This window comes from Borrelia nietonii YOR (assembly GCF_023035795.1).
GTDB lineage: Bacteria > Spirochaetota > Spirochaetia > Borreliales > Borreliaceae > Borrelia > Borrelia hermsii.
Genome location: NZ_CP073148.1, coordinates 190,360 through 210,232 on the forward strand (window position 1 = coordinate 190,360; position 19,873 = coordinate 210,232).

15 protein-coding genes and 2 tRNA genes are annotated in these 19,873 nt (G+C 28.1%); 12 read left to right on the top strand and 5 right to left on the bottom strand.

The features are described from left to right. Positions 1-6: 6 nt before the first annotated feature. Complete coding sequence (locus bhYOR_RS00930) at positions 7-804, bottom strand: TatD family hydrolase (RefSeq protein WP_025399535.1); 798 nt, start codon at positions 802-804, stop codon at positions 7-9. Further along, positions 801-1,943, bottom strand: coding sequence for a tetratricopeptide repeat protein (locus bhYOR_RS00935; RefSeq protein ID WP_025399536.1), 1,143 nt, complete (start codon positions 1,941-1,943; stop codon positions 801-803). Before bhYOR_RS00935 ends, bhYOR_RS00930 begins: the two co-directional genes overlap by 4 nt. Before the next feature lie 294 nt (positions 1,944-2,237). Between bhYOR_RS00935 and prfA the strand changes: the two genes are divergently transcribed. From prfA to bhYOR_RS00955, 4 genes are read left to right on the top strand one after another with little or no spacing between them, the layout of a single operon-like run. Continuing rightward, a complete protein-coding gene (gene prfA / locus bhYOR_RS00940) occupies positions 2,238-3,311 on the top strand; it encodes a peptide chain release factor 1 (protein ID WP_025399537.1) in 1,074 nt (357 codons plus the stop codon). Between the two features lie 9 nt (positions 3,312-3,320). Further along, complete coding sequence (prmC, locus tag bhYOR_RS00945; protein ID WP_025399538.1) at positions 3,321-4,154, top strand: peptide chain release factor N(5)-glutamine methyltransferase; 834 nt, start codon at positions 3,321-3,323, stop codon at positions 4,152-4,154. Beyond that, positions 4,138-6,141, top strand: coding sequence for a RelA/SpoT family protein (locus bhYOR_RS00950; protein ID WP_025399539.1), 2,004 nt, complete (start codon positions 4,138-4,140; stop codon positions 6,139-6,141). Before prmC ends, bhYOR_RS00950 begins: the two co-directional genes overlap by 17 nt. Continuing rightward, complete coding sequence (locus tag bhYOR_RS00955) at positions 6,131-8,374, top strand: ligand-binding sensor domain-containing protein (RefSeq protein WP_025399540.1); 2,244 nt, start codon at positions 6,131-6,133, stop codon at positions 8,372-8,374. The genes bhYOR_RS00950 and bhYOR_RS00955 overlap by 11 nt, the downstream gene beginning before the upstream one ends. Here the strand turns inward: bhYOR_RS00955 and bhYOR_RS00960 are convergent. Continuing rightward, on the bottom strand, positions 8,371-9,468 hold the full coding sequence (locus bhYOR_RS00960) for a D-alanine--D-alanine ligase (protein WP_086936061.1): 1,098 nt from the start codon (positions 9,466-9,468) through the stop codon (positions 8,371-8,373). The genes bhYOR_RS00955 and bhYOR_RS00960 overlap by 4 nt on opposite strands. A 1-nt stretch (position 9,469) precedes the next feature. Continuing rightward, the gene (locus tag bhYOR_RS00965; protein ID WP_025399542.1) at positions 9,470-10,990 is read right to left on the bottom strand and encodes a UDP-N-acetylmuramoyl-L-alanyl-D-glutamate--2,6-diaminopimelate ligase; all 1,521 of its coding nucleotides are present in this window, start codon (positions 10,988-10,990) and stop codon (positions 9,470-9,472) included. A gap of 132 nt (positions 10,991-11,122) precedes the next feature. Here bhYOR_RS00965 and bhYOR_RS00970 point away from each other — a divergent pair. From bhYOR_RS00970 to bhYOR_RS00995, 6 genes are all read left to right on the top strand, one after another. Continuing rightward, positions 11,123-11,195 (top strand) — tRNA-Cys (locus tag bhYOR_RS00970). A 91-nt stretch (positions 11,196-11,286) separates the two neighbouring features. Then, a complete protein-coding gene (locus bhYOR_RS00975) occupies positions 11,287-12,528 on the top strand; it encodes a hemolysin family protein (RefSeq protein ID WP_025399543.1) in 1,242 nt (413 codons plus the stop codon). Between the two features lie 147 nt (positions 12,529-12,675). Then, a complete protein-coding gene (gene hflK, locus bhYOR_RS00980) occupies positions 12,676-13,608 on the top strand; it encodes an FtsH protease activity modulator HflK (protein ID WP_025399544.1) in 933 nt (310 codons plus the stop codon). A 1-nt stretch (position 13,609) separates the two neighbouring features. After that, positions 13,610-14,581: a protease modulator HflC gene (hflC, locus tag bhYOR_RS00985; protein ID WP_025399545.1), complete on the top strand. Its 972-nt coding sequence runs from the start codon at positions 13,610-13,612 to the stop codon at positions 14,579-14,581. A gap of 280 nt (positions 14,582-14,861) precedes the next feature. Beyond that, positions 14,862-14,934, top strand: a tRNA-Phe gene (locus bhYOR_RS00990). A 207-nt stretch (positions 14,935-15,141) separates the two neighbouring features. Then, positions 15,142-16,686, top strand: a complete 1,545-nt coding sequence (locus bhYOR_RS00995; RefSeq protein WP_247088159.1) for a hypothetical protein — start codon at positions 15,142-15,144, stop codon at positions 16,684-16,686. A gap of 5 nt (positions 16,687-16,691) precedes the next feature. Here bhYOR_RS00995 and rsmD read toward each other — a convergent pair whose 3' ends face one another. Next, entirely contained in the window at positions 16,692-17,270 is a 579-nt protein-coding gene (gene rsmD, locus bhYOR_RS01000) for a 16S rRNA (guanine(966)-N(2))-methyltransferase RsmD (RefSeq protein WP_025399547.1), read from the bottom strand. Between the two features lie 52 nt (positions 17,271-17,322). On the opposite strand from rsmD, the gene bhYOR_RS01005 reads away from it, so the two are divergent. Continuing rightward, positions 17,323-18,153: a UTP--glucose-1-phosphate uridylyltransferase gene (locus bhYOR_RS01005; protein WP_025399548.1), complete on the top strand. Its 831-nt coding sequence runs from the start codon at positions 17,323-17,325 to the stop codon at positions 18,151-18,153. After that, on the top strand, positions 18,154-19,866 hold the full coding sequence (locus tag bhYOR_RS01010; RefSeq protein WP_025399549.1) for a BB_0208 family protein: 1,713 nt from the start codon (positions 18,154-18,156) through the stop codon (positions 19,864-19,866). It abuts the gene before it with no gap. Positions 19,867-19,873: the final 7 nt, after the last annotated feature.

The window sequence follows — 19,873 nt, forward strand, 5'->3', positions numbered from 1 at the left end:
AAATTATCAAATCAAATCTTTAAATAAATCCTTAAAGTTATCATAAAGCGCATTTACAACACTATCTACATCACAATTTTTAATTTTTGCTATCTCAAGACATGTATATCCTAAAAAAAGTGGGGCATTAATCTTACCTCTTAAAGGAACTGGAGCTAAAAATGGACTGTCTGTTTCAATTAAGATATCTTTAATATTTAATTTTTTTAAAACTTCCCTTAAAGGCTCTGAATTTTTAAAAGTTAAATTACCTGCAAAAGATATCTTAAATCCAAAATCAATAAATTTTTTAGCATACTCATAGGTACCAGAATAGCAATGTAATATTCCTCTACTTACGAAATTGGAAGATTTAATGATATTGTAAATATCATCATAAGCCTCTCTGACATGCAAAATAACAGGTTTTTTATATTTACTAGCCAAATCTAATTGAATACTTAAAGCTTCAATCTGGCAACTCTTATTCCCTGCCTTAAGGTAATCAAGGCCAATCTCACCAACAGCAACAACGTTTTCCTTTGCTAAAATCTCTTCAATCAATGCAAAATCATCGCTTAAAGCCTTATTTAAAGGATGAATCCCAACTGTTAGTGCAATATTAGGATAAGTATCTAAGAGATGTTTTCTCTCATAAAAATCACTAGGATGCAATCCAACATCAAGAAAATAAGCAAATCCATTTCTAAAACATTCATCAATCAGATAATGAATATCGATAGAATTCTTATTAAGTTCATTAAAATGAACATGAGTATCTATTAACTTTTGCAAAAAAATAGATCTTTCAAAATCAAGCTTCATGTATCCATCTTCTTTTTAAGGTTATTAATGTAGTCAATAATGGTAACATTCTTCATTCCGAGTTGCAAGAAACTTGACAAAATATCTACAGCATCTCCAATCTGCCCTAATGCCTCATAACACTCAGCAGCATTTACATACAATATTGAATTTTTAGGATTGGTTTTTATTAGATTTTTAATAGCTGACAATGCCTCTTCATACTGCCCCTGTTCTTTTTGAAGAAGCGCAAGACCAAGTATGGCAAACATATCGAAATCCACATCAAGGGCTTTTTTATAATAAATTTGTGCATTATCATACTCTTTCAAGTATCGATACGTATCCCCCACTCTTGTTAAAACCAAATTATTCTTTGGATCCCGATCTATTATTGTAAGCCAATATTTTAAGGCTTCATGATACTCTTTATTTCCTCTATAGCAATCAGCAAGTCCAAAAATAGCATAAAAATTATTTGGTGAGATTTCCAAAGCTCTTTTAAAAAAATAAATTCCCTTACTAAATTCCTTTAATTTCCTATAACAATTCCCAATCGAAGTTAAAACACGAACATCAATCTTAACCTGATTTATTTCATACATCTTAAGCCAATATTTCAACGCTTCTTTATATTCCTTAAAGTCATAATACAAATGTCCAATACCAACAAGAGCATAATCATTATCAGGCACAAGCTCTAATACTCTTAAGTACGATTGCCTAGATTTTTGAAAATTTTTTAATTTTCTATAAGAAGAAGCAACTCTTGTAAGAACCGTAATATTTTCAGAATCATATTTTAAATATTCTTCCCATACATCTGTGGCCTTCTTATAATCACCTAAACTCCTATAACAATCTCCCAAACCAAAAAGCGCATAATTATTATTTGAATGTTTAGCAAGACATCTTTGATAATAAATTATAGCTTTATCAAAGTTTCGCTTCTTCCTTTCAATGTCTCCAAGTCCAACAAGAGCATAATTATTATCATCATCCTTTTGTAAGATATCATCGAACAATTCTTCTGCTTCAGAAAGTCTCTCTTCTTTTATCAACTGATATCCCCTTTTGGATTTTTCAGTAACATCAAGAAGCTCATTATCAGAAATTTGTGAGATATCCCCAAAATCACATAAAAGTTTCTTGTCTAACATAAATACCCCTTCTAAACTGGTTTATTAAAGACATAACATTCACTTCATATATGCTATTTAAAAAACATATAAGTCATATTCATATATAAACATATCAAGATATTAATAAATCTTTAACATCCAATCTCAATAAACATATTATATAAAAAATTAAAAAAATATACTTAATTTTGCATACTTAAACTTATTTATTTGCATTGCATATAAAGCCTAGTAGATAAATTCATGGGCAATTATAACAAAAAAAATCAAAAGTAGGATAAAATATTACTACTTTACTAGGAGAAAATTAAGATGTTTTTAGAAAAATTAAGTCCCATTGAAAGCAAAATAAAAATACTTGAAGCAAAATTACAAGACATAAATTTAGTGAAAAACCAAAAAGAATATGCAAAAGCAGTAAAAGAATATAACTATCTAGAAAAAATTAAAGAAAAAAAAGATGAATATGAAAACATATTAAGCCAAATCAATGAGAATTTAAAAATTTTGTCCGAAGAAGAAAACTTAGAAATGAAAGAACTCGTAAAACAAGAATTAACACATTTAAACCTCAAAAAAGATGAAGTTGAACATATGATCAAAATACTGCTATTACACCAAGATGAAAATGACAGTAAAAATATCATTATTGAAATTAGAGCTGGAACAGGAGGAGAAGAAGCTGCGCTTTTTGCACATAATCTTTATGAAATGTATACAAAATATTCTGAGAAAAAAAAATGGAAAACAGAGCTCATTAACTTTAATGAAACGGAGCTTGGTGGATTTAAAGAAGTAAGTTTTGAAATAAAGGGTAAAGATGTATTTAAAAAACTAAAACATGAAAGCGGGGTACACAGAGTTCAAAGAGTTCCTATAACAGAATCCAATGGAAGACTTCAAACCTCAGCAGCGACCGTTGCTGTACTTCCTGAAATTGAAGATACCGATATTGAAATTAATGAAAAAGATTTAAGAATAGATGTTTACAGATCCTCTGGTGCTGGGGGCCAACATGTAAACACAACAGACTCTGCTGTTAGAATTACACATTTGCCTACAGGGATCGTGGCACAATGTCAAAATGAAAGAAGTCAGCATAAAAATAAAGATCAGGCTATGAAAATATTAAGAGCCAGACTTTATGAATTTGAAGACCTCAAAAAACAAGAACAACGCTCAAATGACAGAAAGCAACAAGTAGGCTCAGGTGATAGGTCTGAAAGAATTAGAACATATAATTTTCCACAAAACAGAGTAACAGACCATAGAGCAAACATTAGTCTTTATAAACTAGAAGAAATTATGCAAGGAGAACTTGATTCTCTTCTCGACACACTAGCTCTAAAATTTCAAGAACAAGCACTAAAAGATAATCCAATTTAATTTATTCTAATGACAATAAACGAAGCAATAAAAAGTTCAAAACAACATAATTTAAATACTCTTGAGATTCTATTACTACTTGAAAAAATCTTAAAGAATCGAAAAGAATTAATTCTTGCAAATATAAATAAAAATTTAACAAAACAAGAAGAATATCAATTACTGCATCAAATAAACAGCATAAAATCAGGCACGCCCATAAACTACATACTTGGAACAAAGGAATTCATGGGAATCAAGTTTTACATAAACAAACATGTACTAATTCCTAGAGCAGATACAGAATGCTTAGTAGAAGAAGCTTTAATTCAAATTAAAAAGCACAACTTAAATAAAATCTTAGATTTATGTTGCGGGAGTGGGTGTATTGGCTTAACAATTGCACATTATCTTAAACGCAAAGTAACACTATCAGATATTTCGACTAAAGCCTTGAGAGTATCATTAAAAAACACACAAAGACTAAAATTAGAAAATTATATAGAAATACAACATTCAGATCTGTTAAAATACATAGATAAAGAGTTTGAACTAATAATTGCTAATCCCCCTTATTTAAATAAAGATGAACTAAAAATAAAGGAAAAATTAGCAAAAGAACCAAGAATAGCTCTTTTAGGATTTGGAAGAGATGGGCTTAAAATTCCAAAGAAAATAATAAAACAGGCAAAATACAAGCTCACCAAAAATGGACTCTTAATAATAGAAATGGCTCCATGGCAAACAAAATCTCTAAAAAAGTTTGCAATCCAGGAAGGTTTTGAACATTTGAAAACCATATATGACATTGAAAGCAGAGAAAGGGCATTGGTCTTAAGGATAAAGCATGATACAAGTCTATGAAATTGCATACTTACTTAAAATCAATGATATTGATAAACTAAAAAATATCTTTAGAAAAATTGTCAATAATACTTATCAAGACGAGATTCAAAAAAAACTAATATTTAAAGCTCTTGAAATATCAGAACAATTACACTATGGGCAATATAGAGAGAGTAAAGAGCCATATGTAATCCATCCAATAATGGTTTCATTATTTCTCATAAAATTTCAATTAGACTTTAAAACAATAATAGCTGGTTTACTGCACGATGTTCTTGAAGATACGAGTGTTAAAAAGGAAGAAATAATTAAAGAATTTGATCAAGAAGTTTTAAGTCTAATTGATGGTGTAACTAAAATTCATGACCTACACAATAAAACAAGAGCAATCAAAGAAGCAAATACCATTTCAAAAATGTTTTTTGCAATGACTCATGATATTAGAATAATAATCATAAAACTTGCAGACAAATTACATAATATGGCAACACTTTCTCACTTACCTAAAAACAGAAGGGAAAGAATTGCAAGAGACTGTCTCGCCACTTACGTACCAATTGCAGAAAGACTTGGTATTTCATCCCTTAAAATATATCTTGAAGATTTATCATTAAAATATCTTTATCCAAAAGAATATAAAGAAATCAAAAATTTTCTATCCGCAACAAAAATAGAGAGAGAAAAAAAATTATATAAAGGAAAATTAATTATAGAAAAAGAACTTAAAAAAATTGGAATCGATGTCGCAATCACAGTACGTTCCAAACATTTCTACTCAATATTTAGAAAAATGAAAACAAGAAATAATAATATTGCTCAAATATTTGATACTCTGGGAATCAGAATAATTTGTAAAAAACAAAAAGAATGCTATGAAATACTAGAAATCGTACATAAGGTTTGGAAACCAATACCTGGCAGACTAAAAGACTACATAGCAATCCCTAAAGAGAATAAATATCAATCTCTACATACTACCGTCAGAATACCTGAAGATAATCAATTAATTGAAATACAAATCAGAACAGAAGAAATGGATAGAATTGCTAAATATGGTGTTGCTGCTCACTGGCTTTACAAAGAACAAGTTGAATTAAAAGCAGATGATATATCATTTATCAACCGAATCAAAAAATGGCAACAAGAATCGGTTAACAAAAATCAATATTCAATGCATGACATACACAAAGAACTCTTAAACACATTTATATATGTCTATACACCAGAAGGAGAAATAGTAGAACTTCCATTTGGCTCAAATTCAATTGACTTTGCATACACAATACATACAGATATTGGGGACCAAGCACTTTATGCAAAAATCAATGGTAAAATTAGCTCACTAACTAAACCATTAAAAAATGAACAAATTGTTGAAATATTTACCTCTCCAGAAGCAAAACCTGATGTAATTTGGCTCAATAGCGTCAGAACAAAAAAAGCACGCTCAAAAATTCGATCTTGGCTTAATAAAAATGATAATACAATATTTGTAGATAATAACATAATTGCATATCTTATTGGAGAGAATAAAGAACAAAAAAGACTCTTCAGTCTGTTCAAATCTTTAACAAAAGACAAACTAAAAAGTATTACAATAGCTTCTGAGTGTAATCCATTAACAGGTGAAGATATCATCGGAATAATACAAAAAGACACAATAGTAGTTCACAAAGAACATTGTAAAGAAATAATACATCAGAAAAAAAGCCATCTGGTAGAAGTAGAATGGGAAGCAACACCAACAAGGAAAGTATATCATATTATAATATTCCTAAAAAATTTCAAAGGTCTTTTTAATTATCTAGATAACCTTTTTACAATCTTTGACGTAAGACTTATTAGTGAGAAAATAGAAGACTGTGGAAATGGACATGGAATAATCAACATAATCATCTCATCAAATGAAAAAAATATATCAATGATTCTCACTTCACTTAAAGAAAATCCCAATGTACTCCAAATAATGCAAGTAGAAGAAGACATAAAAAATTATGATAATTAAGATATTACTCTTAATCTTAATACACACATTAATTCCACATAAAATAATAAAAGCTGACGAGAGAGAACAATGTAGCAAACAAATAAGAAAACATATTACAAAAATCAATGAATTAAATGACTCCTTAGAACAAACAAAACGAATAGGCAATATTTATAATTACATAAAGCAATACTTTCTAGACAATCAGATTCAATACAAAGAACACTCACTCCAAGAAATTGGATTTATTGGATACTCACAAAAAACAATTCACGCAAAGATAAAAGGCAGAGAAAAAACTAATTATAATATTATTATCCCAATCGAAATACAATACAATTTAAAAAATAATCTGGCAATTGCCATTGCAATTACATTAATAAATAACTTAAAAAACAAAGGGCTCAAGAACAGCCTAAACATTTATTTTATAGAAGACGATTCGCACAAACAAATATCAACAATAAGCAGCAGGTTATTATTAAATAACAATACTCTTGAAAAAGATACAAATACAATATATTTAATGTTAAATGAAGAGAAAAAAAATAATTTAATAGACTTTAAAAATCAATCAAACATAATAAACTCAAAAACAAATCTAAGCTTTTTAGAAAATTTTATTAAAGCATTTGAAAACAATAAAGTAAACTTTAACGTATCAAAAATAAATGATAAGAATATCAATGAAATATATAACTTGTATTTAAAGGAAGAAATTCCAATTTTAATAATAAGCAACAATAAAAAACAACCATTCTTAACACATATAAATCATAATAATCTTTGTGACATTTACAAATCAATTGAAGAGGCAATCAAATCTCAAAAAAATATCCAAAACGAAAATGCACTGCACTATATTATTATAAATACCCTGTTTAAAAAATGGATAATAAATGAAAATACACTTATCATAATAATATATGCTATTTACAATTTCACTATCTTAATATTCATCACAAGGTTTAAAAAAACTAGTATCATATTTAGAAAAACAAAAGAAAATTATCATAAAATCATAAAACTATTTTTCATATTATTCCTAAGCACATATATTTCTACTTTACTTACAAATAAAATGCTAAAAGCATATGAAAATTTCATAGACTATAACATTATAAATCCAATATATCTAGTAAATTTTTTTCTAACCTTATTTAACTTCAATCTTATATCTTACTTCACATATAACTTTAAAATACATTTAACCCTTAAAGAACTCAAATATTTAGCAATATCAATCTCCATAATTGAGCTTATTATAGTGTTATATATCAAAATAGAATTTATTTTAACCATAATCTTAAAAAACATATTAATATTCATTATTCCTAATAAAGGAAAAATTTTAAAAAAGATAGTAATAATGCTTATGTGGATAACAAATCTTATGCTAATAACATCAATACAAACAACCTTAATGATATCAAGACCGATTGCACTAAGTTATTTCATATCAATCTCACTCTTCTCAGCAATACTTACCAACATTGTAGAACATTTAAAACACAAAACTGCAACAATAAGACAAGAACTTAACAAATCTGAAAAGATTGAATCTATCATTCTTTTTTTAATAATCGCCATTACCATAATATCACACGACATAGAAAAAATTTCAACAATAAAAATAGATCAAATAATAAGCTTTCCAGAAAAAACTAACAAAATTAGCGTAGAATACCTACAAGACAATAGAAATACAATTGAAATTTCAACTAAAGATTTTAATTTAAACTTAGACAAAAATAAAAAACATGCAAAAAAGGAAATTAAAATACAAAAAGACTTAATAGATTTATCTTTTCAAAAAATAGATGCTGCTGAGAGAACTATCTATGAAATTAAAATTGCCACGAATAAGATTGCAAAACACATTCATCTATTCCTAAAAAATGCATCCGAACTTATCATATATCAAAGCAACACACCATATAAAATAGCATCCAACAATATAATATTTACAGTAAATAATATTAAATCAAACACAATAAACATAACTTTTACGATTAAATCTCAAGAGAAAATTCAATATGATGCTTTTGCTTACTTTGATATTAATGAACACCACGTAAAAATATATGATCAGAAAACCAAAAAAGAAATTAAGAATATTAACATAGATTATTCATACGCAATAAAGTATTCCGGAATACTTCCAAAATCTGCAAAATATGATCAAGATCCCTTTTTTAAACTCCAAAATGATAAGGAAATTGAAAATTTAAAAAATTTTAAGCTAAATTAGTTCTCCAACCGTTTAAAATCAATTCTCTCCTTTCTCTTTGCATAACTTTGAAAAGCCAAACTTACCAATTTATCAACCAAAGACTCATAATCAAGTCCATCATGTTCACACATCTTAGAAAACATAGAAATATCTGTAAATCCTGGGATTGTATTTATTTCATTAACATAAATTAAATCAGTATCTTTTTCGATCAAAAAATCAATCCTTGCCATGCCCCTAAGTTCCAAACATTTATAAGTTAAGAATGCATATTCTTTAATGTCTAACAAATATTTCATGTCAAGACGAGCAGGAATATTAAAGACAACTGAATTTCCAGGAACTGTAGAATACTTAGCATCATAGTCATAAAATACAAAATCCTGTACAACAATTTCACCAGGAGTAAATATTTTAATCTGCTCATTTCCAATAACAGAACATTCAATCTCCCTTACCTTCATAAACTTCTCTACAACAACTGTTAAATCATACGTAAAAGCATCTTCAATACATTTTTCAATCTGAGTATCATTATATGCAATACTTATTCCAATTGAAGAACCCAACATAGCCGGCTTAACAATTACAGGGTAATTTAAACTCTGTTTTATGTCTTTTTTGATTCCTTCTTTATCTAAAAAATAATCATATTTTCTAAACCCAATAAAGGGTACTAAAGGAATATCAAAACTTTTAAGTAAAAGCTTACAGAAGTACTTATTAATAGAAATAGCACTCCCTAAAATACCAGCACCAACACAAGGAATATCCATCATTTTTAAAAATCCCTGAATAGCACCATCCTCACCTGTTCTCCCATGAACAATAGGAAACACAACATCAATTTCAAGAGCCTTATCATTTACAAATATCCCACAACCAGGAATTAAACTAATAATGGCAGAATTATCTCTTTTAATTAATTCAGGAACATCAGGAACGGAATCTAATAAATACCAAATCCCAGTAATTTTATCAATAAAACTTGGATACACATTATATTTATCAAGCTTCATAAGAGCTGAATAAATCCCATAAGCAGACCTAAGAGAAATTTCATGCTCAAAAGAAACTCCCCCAAATATTAACATAAGATTTTTCCTCATCAAATCAACCCCTATTTCTCGGATTTAAAATAATATCTTTAATGACAGCTTGCTCATCCCAAAAAATACTGCGATCCTTATATATTATTGAGCTTTCATGACCCTTGCCAAGAGTAACTACCAAATCGCCAGCATATGCAATATCTACTGCCTTTTCAATTGCTCTTCTCCGATCAGGAATGAAAAATAAATCTTTATTTAAAGTTTTTCCTGAAATTCCTTCCGCAATGTCTCTAATTATTTGCATACCATCCTCACTTCTTGGGTCTTCATCACAAAGTATTATTATATCTGAATACCTATCAGCAATTTCTCCTTGCACCTTTCTCTTAAAAGTATCCCTCTCCCCAGCAGAACCAAAAACCGAAATTAATCTATTCTTTGCAAGTCTCTTAAACATAGGAAAAACTTTAAGAAAAGCCCCGGGTGTGTGCGCATAATCAATAATTAAAGAAAAATCTTGTCCAAAATCAACACCTTGCATCCGTCCACAAAGACCCTCAATATTTACAAGCTTATCAATAAGTTCTGAAATATGAATATTCATAACTTGACTAACAACAATTAAAGCCGCCATAACATTTTCAACATTAAAACTACCGGTCAAATTAACCCTAGCATCATATTTAATGTTTTTGTGATAAAACTCAAACTCAATAAAACCCATTTGTTCATTAATCTTACTTACAAAAAAATCAGCATTTTTGTTCTCTAAACTATATGTATAAGCCCTATTAATAGCATCTAAAAAAACAGAAAAATTACTATCATCCATATTGATAATACCAAAACCACCATTAGCATCTGCAGAAGAGAAAAGATTAAGTTTAGCATTCAAATAATGCTGCATCGTACCATGAAATTCAAGATGTTCATGGCTAATATTAGTTAAAACAGCAACAGAGTACGAAATATCAATAAGTCTTGACGTCCTAGCATCAAGACCATGCGAAGTCGATTCAACAATAGCATATTCAACATTATTCTCTACCATTTTACTTAAAACTAAATGAATTTCTGTTGACTCTGGGGTTGACTGTCTATAAGGATTTTTAACTAAAGTTCCACTTCCATCTTCAAAGAATACCGTTGAGATAAAACCAACCTTAACACCCATAGATTTTAATAGGGTATAGATATAAAAACAAACAGAACTCTTGCCATCAGTTCCTGTAACGCCAATAATTTTCAGCTTTTTTGAAGGCTCATCATAAAAAATATGAGAGAAATTCGACATAAATCTTTTTATATTACAAGAATCAATTTTAATGTATGTTACATTGGGTTCATAAGAATCAATATCATTAGTATGAACAATAACATTGCTACCCTGTTGAATTGCTGACTCAATAAATTTTTGACCATCAAAATGAAGCCCTGGAAGAGCAAAAAATACAAAACGCGATAAAACACATCTTGAATCATACGTAAGGCCCAATATTTCTACCTCACAAGATCCTCTAACCTCTTTTACCATATTCTTATCTAACTTAGATAAAACATTATTAAGCATTTTTCTATTCATACTCATAAATTCTACAAAAATAAAACTTATTTTTATAGAAAAATGTAAAAAGAAAATACTTAAACCACAAAAGATTAAAAGGGACTGTTTACAATTTAAATATTTTTTAATAAACTAACTAATGTTTAGCGTGGCGCTGTACCCAAGTGGCTAAGGGAAAAGTCTGCAAAACTTTGATTCGCCGGTTCGATTCCGGTCGGCGCCTTGTAAGCCTTAAATAAAAGCCAGCATAATTTTTTTTACAAAGACAAACAAAATTAAAGAAAATGATTTAAAGATAAACTAAAATAATAATTATGTTAGAATTAATAATCATATTAACATTTATAATGCTATCGGCAATTTTCTCAGCATCAGAGACAGCCTACACATCATTAAGCCTAATCCAACTTCAAGACATAAAGAAAAAAGGCAAACTAGGAACAATGGTATACAACTTAGCCCAAGATCCATCAAAACTCGTAACAACAATTCTCATTGGAAATAATATTGCAAATATAGCAGCAAGTGCCCTTACAACAAAATTTGTTCTAGACAAATATGGAAACAATGCACTAGCATTATCAACTGGAATCATAACAATAATAGTGCTTATATTCTCAGAAATATTCCCTAAACAGGTTGCAATTTTAAATAACGAGAGCATAGTTTTATCAACCTCAATCTTACTCAAGATATTAACAATCATATTCACACCAGCAATATACGTAATTAATGGAATAGTTAAAATTTTACTAAGCCTATGCAAAATAAAATCAAATCAAAAAATGACTAAAGATAGCATAAAAAACATGTTATTTTTAGCCGAAAAATTGGGGATATTAGAAAATGACGACAGAATATTCATGCAAAAAATGTTAAACATAGGAGAAGTCAGAGCCTCTGAGGTTATGACACACCGAACGGAAGTATTCTCACTATCAAGCACATCAAAATTAAAAGACAAAATTAAATTAATTAAAAAAGAAGGATATTCGAGAATTCCCGTATATAAAGGTCAAAATAGAGAACAAATAATAGGAATTTTAATAACTAAAGACCTAATTGAAATAAGTAAAAAAAAACTTGAAAAAAACATTATTAAATTTGTAAAACCTGCTGTTTTTGTACAGCAAAACAAGAGGATAAAAGATATACTAGATATCATGAGACAAAAACAAAAAATAATGGCCATTGTTATTGACGAATATGGAGGATTTTCAGGAATACTTACAATAGAAGATATAGTAGAGAAGATCTTTGGCGCAATATTTGATGAATATGATTTCGAAGAAAAAAAACAACTTATTACTAAAAAAGATGAAAACATCTACCTAATATCAGGCGAGACCACATTTGATGAGATTGAGGAAACAGTTGGTATAAAAATTCAACACAAAGATTACATAAACACAATTGGAGGATACATCATGGATTTACTTGATAAAATACCCACGGGCGGAGAACAGGTTAATACAGAACATGGGGAATATTTAATAGAGGAAATACAGAACCACAAAATCAAAAAAATAACATTTAAAAAATTTGAAAAGGAATAAAAATGAATAAAAATACTTGGAACATGATCTTATATTACTTAAAGTCCAACTTAAACACAAAATACACTTTAAGAAAAATTAAAATATAAAGGACTTAAAAATAAAAATATATGATTTTTTGGAAATAAATAACAAAAAGGAGGGAAAATGTTAAATAACATCTTAAAATTTTTCAATAAAACATATGAATACATGATAATTTTAATTATACTAGTAATAATATTGATAATAACAATTGCAAATATTTTTGTGGTTGGTCCATCTGAGGAAGCCATTGTCCTGCGTCTTGGCAAGTTAAATAGAATACTTGAGCCGGGAATACATATAAAAATTCCATTAATTGAAGAAAAAGCAATTGTACCAGTAAAGATCGTACAAGAAGTTAAATTTGGGTTTAATGCAAACAATAACATAGAAGCTAATTTGGATGAAAATGAAGGAATAATTATTACTGGTGACTTGAATATAATTAAAGTTGAATGGCTAGTACAATATAAAATCAGTGATCCATATTCTTTCATATTTAAAGTAGAAGATCCAGAAAAAACCATAATAGATATTGCAAAATCATCAATGAACAGATTAATTGGAGACAATACTATTTTTGAGATAATTAATGATAATAGGGTTGGTGTTACAGAAGGAGTAAAAGCCTCTATGAATGAAATTATAAAAACATATGATTTAGGAATTGATATTGTGCAAGTACAAATCAGAAATGCTATGCCACCAAGGGGAAAAGTTTATGAGGCATTTGAAGATGTTAATATTGCAATTCAAGATAAAAATAAATTTGTTAATGAGGGAAGGAAAGAATTTAATCAAATTATCCCAAAAATTAGAGGAGAAGCACTTAAAGTAATAGAAGAAGCTAAGGGATATAAAGAAAGCAGAATAAATAATGCACTAGCTGATACTACTATCTTTAATGCAATTCTAAATGCATACATCCAAAATCCAGAAATTACAATAGAGAGAATCTATAACGAAACAATGAGGGAAATTCTTGAGAGCAGAGACAACATTGAAATAATTGACAAAAATTTAAATAATTTCCTTCCATTCAAGGAGGTTAAGTAAGATGAAATACATACTAAGATTTTTATTCTCTATAGCTAAGATCTTAGCTTTTACATTAACATTTGGATTAATATCGTTAGCTATAATGCAACCACTCTATATTTTAAAAGAAAATGAAATTTCAATTACTACAAGACTTGGTAAAATTGAAAGAACTGAAAACACGGCAGGACTTAAATATAAAATCCCATTTATTGAAAATGTACAAATATTTCCCAAAAATATACTTAGATGGGATGGAGAACCTCAAAGAATTCCAACAGGAGGAGAAGAAAAACAATTAATTTGGATAGATACAACTGCTAGGTGGAGAATTGTAGATATTAATCAATTCTATACAGCGATCAAAACAATGAACCGAGCCTCCACAATAATCAATGCAGCTATTGAACCTGCAGTTAGAGGTGTTATTGCCAAGTATCCTTTACTTGAAATTATTAGAAGTTCAAATGATCCAATTCAACGTCTATCTGATGGAATTTTAACACCACAAGACGTTACAGATAATACAACTTACAAGATCACAAAGGGTCGTAAAATAATTGAAAATGAAATAATCGAGGTTTCCAATCAAAATACAAAAGACAATGGAATTGAAATTGTCGATGTTCTTATTAGAAAAATAGGCTATGATCCAAGTTTAATCGACTCTGTACATAATAGAATGATTTCAGAAAGGCAACAAGTTGCAGAAGAACAAAGAAGTACAGGAATTGCTGAGAAAACGGAAATTCTTGGTAGCATTGAGAAAGAAAAGCTAAAGTTATTAAGTGAAGCAAAAGCTGAAGCAGCCAAAATTAAAGCTGAAGGAGACCATGAGGCTGCAAAAATTTATGCAAGTGCTTATAGTAAAAATGTTGAATTTTACAAATTTTGGCAAGCACTAGAGAGTTACAAGGCAACTCTTAAAGACAAACGAAAAATATTTTCAACAGATATGGATTTCTTTAAATACTTACATAATAAAAAATAAAAAAATTAATATGAAAAATTCATTTAAAACAGAATATTAAATGAATAAATATTTAAAGAATAACACATTAAAATGAGCAAAAAGTAAATTACAAAGAATGGGTCAATATTTAATTAATATTGTTGAGCCCATTCTAATAAATACTTAAAATAATAATTTCACCAATACTAAACTTTAGTGAAAAATTACAAAAATTGAATCAATTTTTATTGACAAAAACCCTTGTTTATGAAAGAATTACTTTTGTTAATAAAAATTACGATCTTAAAAAGAAAACCTAGCCACTGTAGCTCAGTTGGTAGAGCATAGGACTGAAAATCCTTGTGTCAGGAGTTCGATTCTCCTCGGTGGCAATATAAGTTAAAAAGTTTTGTCTATAACAATGCAGCCAAAATTAAAAAGAGAAAAGATAAACTTTAAGTCTCAGCTGTTAAGAGGCTATATAAAAATTATATAATAAGTATAGCTGCATCTCAATTGGTAAAGCATGGGACAAAATCTTTGTCTCACAAATCCAATTATCTTAGACAACAATACTTAAAGTGTTAAGAGGACTCCTAATGATTCTCAAAGAAATAAAAAAAGTAGAAGATTTAACAGAAAAGGACATAATTTTTTCAAAGATTGGAAATTTAGCTAAGCTCAGTACAAGAGTAAATGAAAAAATAATCGAGCTCTTAAATAAAGGTAATGTTTCACATATCCCAGTAATAAATAATCACGAAAATATTCCACATGAAAAGCTAATAAATACAGTTAATGAAGAACTTTTAAACAATGAAATAGATTCTTTCAAAGAAGAACTAATAGAAGCCTTAAGAGATATATATAAACCATTTTCAGAAAAAGATAAAATGTTTACAATAACTGGAAGGAAAACATTAATTAATTTAAATACGCTAATGGAAAGAGAACCTGATCCTATTTACTTCAAGGAAATAATTGAGGGCAGTTTCAAGATTTTACCAAAACACAAAATAATATCTATTCAAAAAATATTACTCAAAATATATGATTATTTTGATTTCCAAAAAATTATAGACAAAGACAATCTTGATAACACAAAAACAATACAAAAACTATATCTACACTCAATCAGAAGAGATTATGAATTTTTCAGGGAACAAGTCAAAACAGAAGGCGACTCTATATTACTACATGCAATTGATACTACGATCTACTTTTTAATAACTATTGCCCAGTTAAATAAAGAAAGGGCAGCAAAAGATGCTCCACGATCAACATTAAAATTTTTCATTGACAAATCGAACTACACAGAATTCACAGAATTCTTCTACGATAATGACATAATACTACAAGCTGCACTTGGAGTATTATTACACCCAATTGGACTCATGCATACCACAATATTACAAAAATTAAGAGAAAAGATTAGTCTTAAAAACAAAGACACAAAAGAACAATATATGTCTAAAATAGAGATTTTAGAGAAAAGTATTAATGTTTCTAAAAATCTATTCAGATTAAGAGAGGATATTTCTGCTATTACAAAAATGATAATAAATGGACAAAAAAGCTATCTTAACATCAAAAATCGTTCAGAGACAACAACAAAAAAATTTACCCATGAACTCATTAGAATTTTTTGTATAATAGATGTTTATGATGAAATGGTTAATCCAATAATAATCAAAGAATCCGTTAATCCCCTAGAAGCCATTGAATTTTTAATTAAAAACAGTGAAAAATACTATTGGGAAAAGGACAAACCAGAAGAATATTTAAAAAACAAAAAATTTGACATAGAAATGCTAAAAAATTTTTTAAAAATACTTGCACCATTTGATTATGGAACAATAGTAAATGCATATACAAAGGATTACGAGGAACCTCTATTTAAAGCAGTCGTTATAAAGTACACAACAGGTATTTTGCCTATTGTGTCCATCATAAAACAAAAGGACAGATCCTACAAAATTGGAGATATACTACTAAACCTTGAATCTAGAGAAATCATCATAAAGGGACAAAATGGGGACATTAAGAAGAGTCCTTTTAAAAACACTGATAAATTTGAATTAAGACACAACATTGAAGAACTTAAAAGTGATGAATTTCAACTCTTAATTTCTATGCAAGATTAATAATCCTATACATAGGGACTAACTTTAAAAAAATCAAGTCTTGAGCCCCCATATTTTCTAGAATCATATTTAGAAAGCCTTAAAATACTGCTGTCCAAATTTTCCCTTGAAGGATAATGAATAATAATTTTTGCATCTTTATTTAAACTTTCATTCGCTGAGATTATCTTAAGTAAATTTTCTTTAAAAGAATAACCAAAAGGCGGATCAAGATAAATAAGGTCATAATACAGATCACTTTTTTTAAGAAACAATTCAGCCTTTTTAAAACAAAACTTATAAGGTTCACTTACCACCTCAAAATTCTTAATCAAAACATTCTTAGAAGATTTATTATAATCAACAAGATGAGCAAGACTAGCTCCCCTACTTAGAGCCTCAAGAGACATTATCCCCGTACCTGCAAACACATCAAGAAAACTTGATCCTACAATCTGATTAAAAATAATAGAAAAAAATGCTTCCCTAACAATAGCCATCACAGGACGCACACCACCTATTTTAGGAAAAGCAACTTTCCATCCCTTATACTTACCTGCACTTATATGCATAAGGACAAATTTTAAATCATTTTTCAAAAAAATTAAATATTTATAATTCAAATTTTGATATAATCTTGTTTAAGAGAGACAAAACATGAAAGGTATTATCTTAGCTGCAGGGTATGGAACAAGATTCTTACCCATTACAAAAACTATTCCAAAGGAAATGCTACCAATTTTAAACAAACCAGCAATCGATTACATTATTGAAGAATTTACTAGTTCTGGAATCAAAGAAATACTAATAATAACCTCAAGAAGAAAGGGGGCTTTGGATAATTACTTTGATAGAGAAATTGAACTTGAGACTGAATTTACTAAAAAATATAGAGAAGATTTGCTAAAAAAAATTAAACTTAAAGACATTAATATTAGCTTTATAAGGCAAAATGAAATGATGGGCACAGGTCATGCTTTACTGCAGGTGAAACCCTGGATAGGAACTGAAAGTGTAATAGTTGCATACCCTGATGATTTGCATGTTGGATCCCCACCCTTAACAGCACAACTAATAGAATTGCATAAAAAAACTGGGAAAAACATATTATCTGTCATTGAAAATCCCAAAGATATCAACAGATACGGAGTAATAGAATTAAATAAAGACAATATTCATGTCAAAGACATAGTAGAAAAACCAGAAATTGGAAAAGAACCAAGCAATAAAGCATCTATTGGAAGATTCTTATATACCCATGAATTTTTCAAATTTTTAGAAGAAGGGTTTAAACTTCATCAAAAAGGGGAATATCATCATATTTATGCTTTAAAAAAACTCATGTCTGAGAACAAAGTATTATACAAAGAAATAGAAGGGGAAAGACTTGATATAGGTGATATTGGGGGTTATTTAGAAGCAATAATCAAAATTGCAAAACGCAATGATCAATTACTACAAATCATCAAAGACTCACTAAGGAACTAAATGAAAATATCAACAAAATGCCAAGGGTTTTATGATGCTCTTAGCATATTAAAAAAATACATAAATATAAACATAGAAGAAAAAATTTTAAGATACAGCATTTTATCAAAACTCTACAAACTCAACGAAGAAGCAATTAAACACCTTATCAAAATAAGTCAAGATTATGAACTTAAAAAAAATAAAATAAATATCACACTTGAAGAATATTATTATGAGGAAACACAGAATCAAAAAATAAAGAACTGGCTTCTAGAAATAATTAGAGGAAAAAATTTATTACAAATAAAGAAAGAAACAAATCTTATTAGTAAGAGACCTGGAATAACATACAAATTAAACTCCACCAACTTTCTAAAAATAATTGAAATGCAAAATAACAACAAATACACACAAGAAAAAAAAGAATTATATAAACAATTAATATTAAATTTCTCTAGTAACTTAAAAATAACAAATCTAGAACCAACAATAGATATATTAATAGCTGTAAAACATAGGAACAAGGAAAAAATTAGATGCATAATAAAATACAATCAATCATTTCAAAGATTATTTAAATCAAGCTTAAGAAAAAAACAAAGTAGAGTAATCAAACTAAAAAAATTACTTATTTTAATCTACTGGCCAGTAGGGTGTCTATCCAAATCACTTTTCAATAAAATTTTAACAAAAAACTACAGATACATAATAGACGAAGTTTTAACCTTAAAGTATGACGAGATTTTAAAATACCTACAAACAATCAAAACTTTAAGTCTTAATGAAATCTTTTACAAAGGATCAAATAAAAATTCTAATTTTAATTACTTTTTCAGTGAATTTACAAAATATACCCCAAACGATTTTCAAAATACTTTAAAAACTTATTTATTTTCACTTGAGAAAACCGCAATAAAACAATACCTAGAATGGTTTTTTAAAGACAAAGTACCAAATGAATGGAAAGATTTTATCTTTGCAATTGAATATATTGAAACACATAAACTGCTAAACCTAAATGCAAATATAGAAAATATGATCAGAGCAAAATTTAAAGCAGAGGATTTCTTTGCATCTTTTGAAAAGATGAATTTCAACCCATATGAAAGTTCAAAAATATTTCAAAATAAATACATAAAAAAAATATTTTTACAAAACATAATAAATTACATAAAAGACAATACAACAAAAATAGATACATACGGATGGATTGCATTTTACATCTATGCAGATAAAGATACTAAAACAAAATTCTCAAAAGATATAAAAAACTTTTTTAAGAGCAAAAATTTTGGAATTCAAAATCAAATATTGGTATATTTTCTATCCTTTTATCCAAATATTGATAAAAAACATTTTGAATTCATATCAGAAATAATGATACACCTTGATGAAGATAAAATCACAATACCTCAAGAAATAATAAAAATTCAAAAAACAAGTTCTAACAGGTTAAATTATCGTAAATCATACATTTTCATCCAATCATTAATTTTAAGAACAAGAGTATTTAAGATATTACATAAAAATATTAAACTAGAACTGCTATTTAAATTAGAAGAATTTAAAACTGAAAAACTACTACCTGCCATATGTTATATTATTTGTTATTACAAACCAGATGCACTCAAAGAAGAACAAACAATCTCACCCAAACAAAAAGAAGAAATAATAAAATTCATTACACTTTTCACTAAAGAACAAAATAAATTTGATTTTAAGACACTATGAAATATAG

Coding starts and splice junctions, on each gene's coding strand:
- hflK (WP_025399544.1), top strand. CDS start 12,676: ATGTTAAATAACATCTTAAAATTTTTCAATAAAACATATGAATACATG.
- hflC (WP_025399545.1), top strand. CDS start 13,610: ATGAAATACATACTAAGATTTTTATTCTCTATAGCTAAGATCTTAGCT.
- bhYOR_RS00965 (WP_025399542.1), bottom strand. CDS start 10,990: ATGAATAGAAAAATGCTTAATAATGTTTTATCTAAGTTAGATAAGAAT.
- bhYOR_RS00955 (WP_025399540.1), top strand. CDS start 6,131: ATGATAATTAAGATATTACTCTTAATCTTAATACACACATTAATTCCA.
- prmC (WP_025399538.1), top strand. CDS start 3,321: ATGACAATAAACGAAGCAATAAAAAGTTCAAAACAACATAATTTAAAT.
- bhYOR_RS00930 (WP_025399535.1), bottom strand. CDS start 804: ATGAAGCTTGATTTTGAAAGATCTATTTTTTTGCAAAAGTTAATAGAT.
- bhYOR_RS00935 (WP_025399536.1), bottom strand. CDS start 1,943: ATGTTAGACAAGAAACTTTTATGTGATTTTGGGGATATCTCACAAATT.
- bhYOR_RS00975 (WP_025399543.1), top strand. CDS start 11,287: ATGTTAGAATTAATAATCATATTAACATTTATAATGCTATCGGCAATT.
- bhYOR_RS00950 (WP_025399539.1), top strand. CDS start 4,138: ATGATACAAGTCTATGAAATTGCATACTTACTTAAAATCAATGATATT.
- bhYOR_RS01010 (WP_025399549.1), top strand. CDS start 18,154: ATGAAAATATCAACAAAATGCCAAGGGTTTTATGATGCTCTTAGCATA.
- prfA (WP_025399537.1), top strand. CDS start 2,238: ATGTTTTTAGAAAAATTAAGTCCCATTGAAAGCAAAATAAAAATACTT.
- bhYOR_RS00995 (WP_247088159.1), top strand. CDS start 15,142: ATGATTCTCAAAGAAATAAAAAAAGTAGAAGATTTAACAGAAAAGGAC.
- bhYOR_RS01005 (WP_025399548.1), top strand. CDS start 17,323: ATGAAAGGTATTATCTTAGCTGCAGGGTATGGAACAAGATTCTTACCC.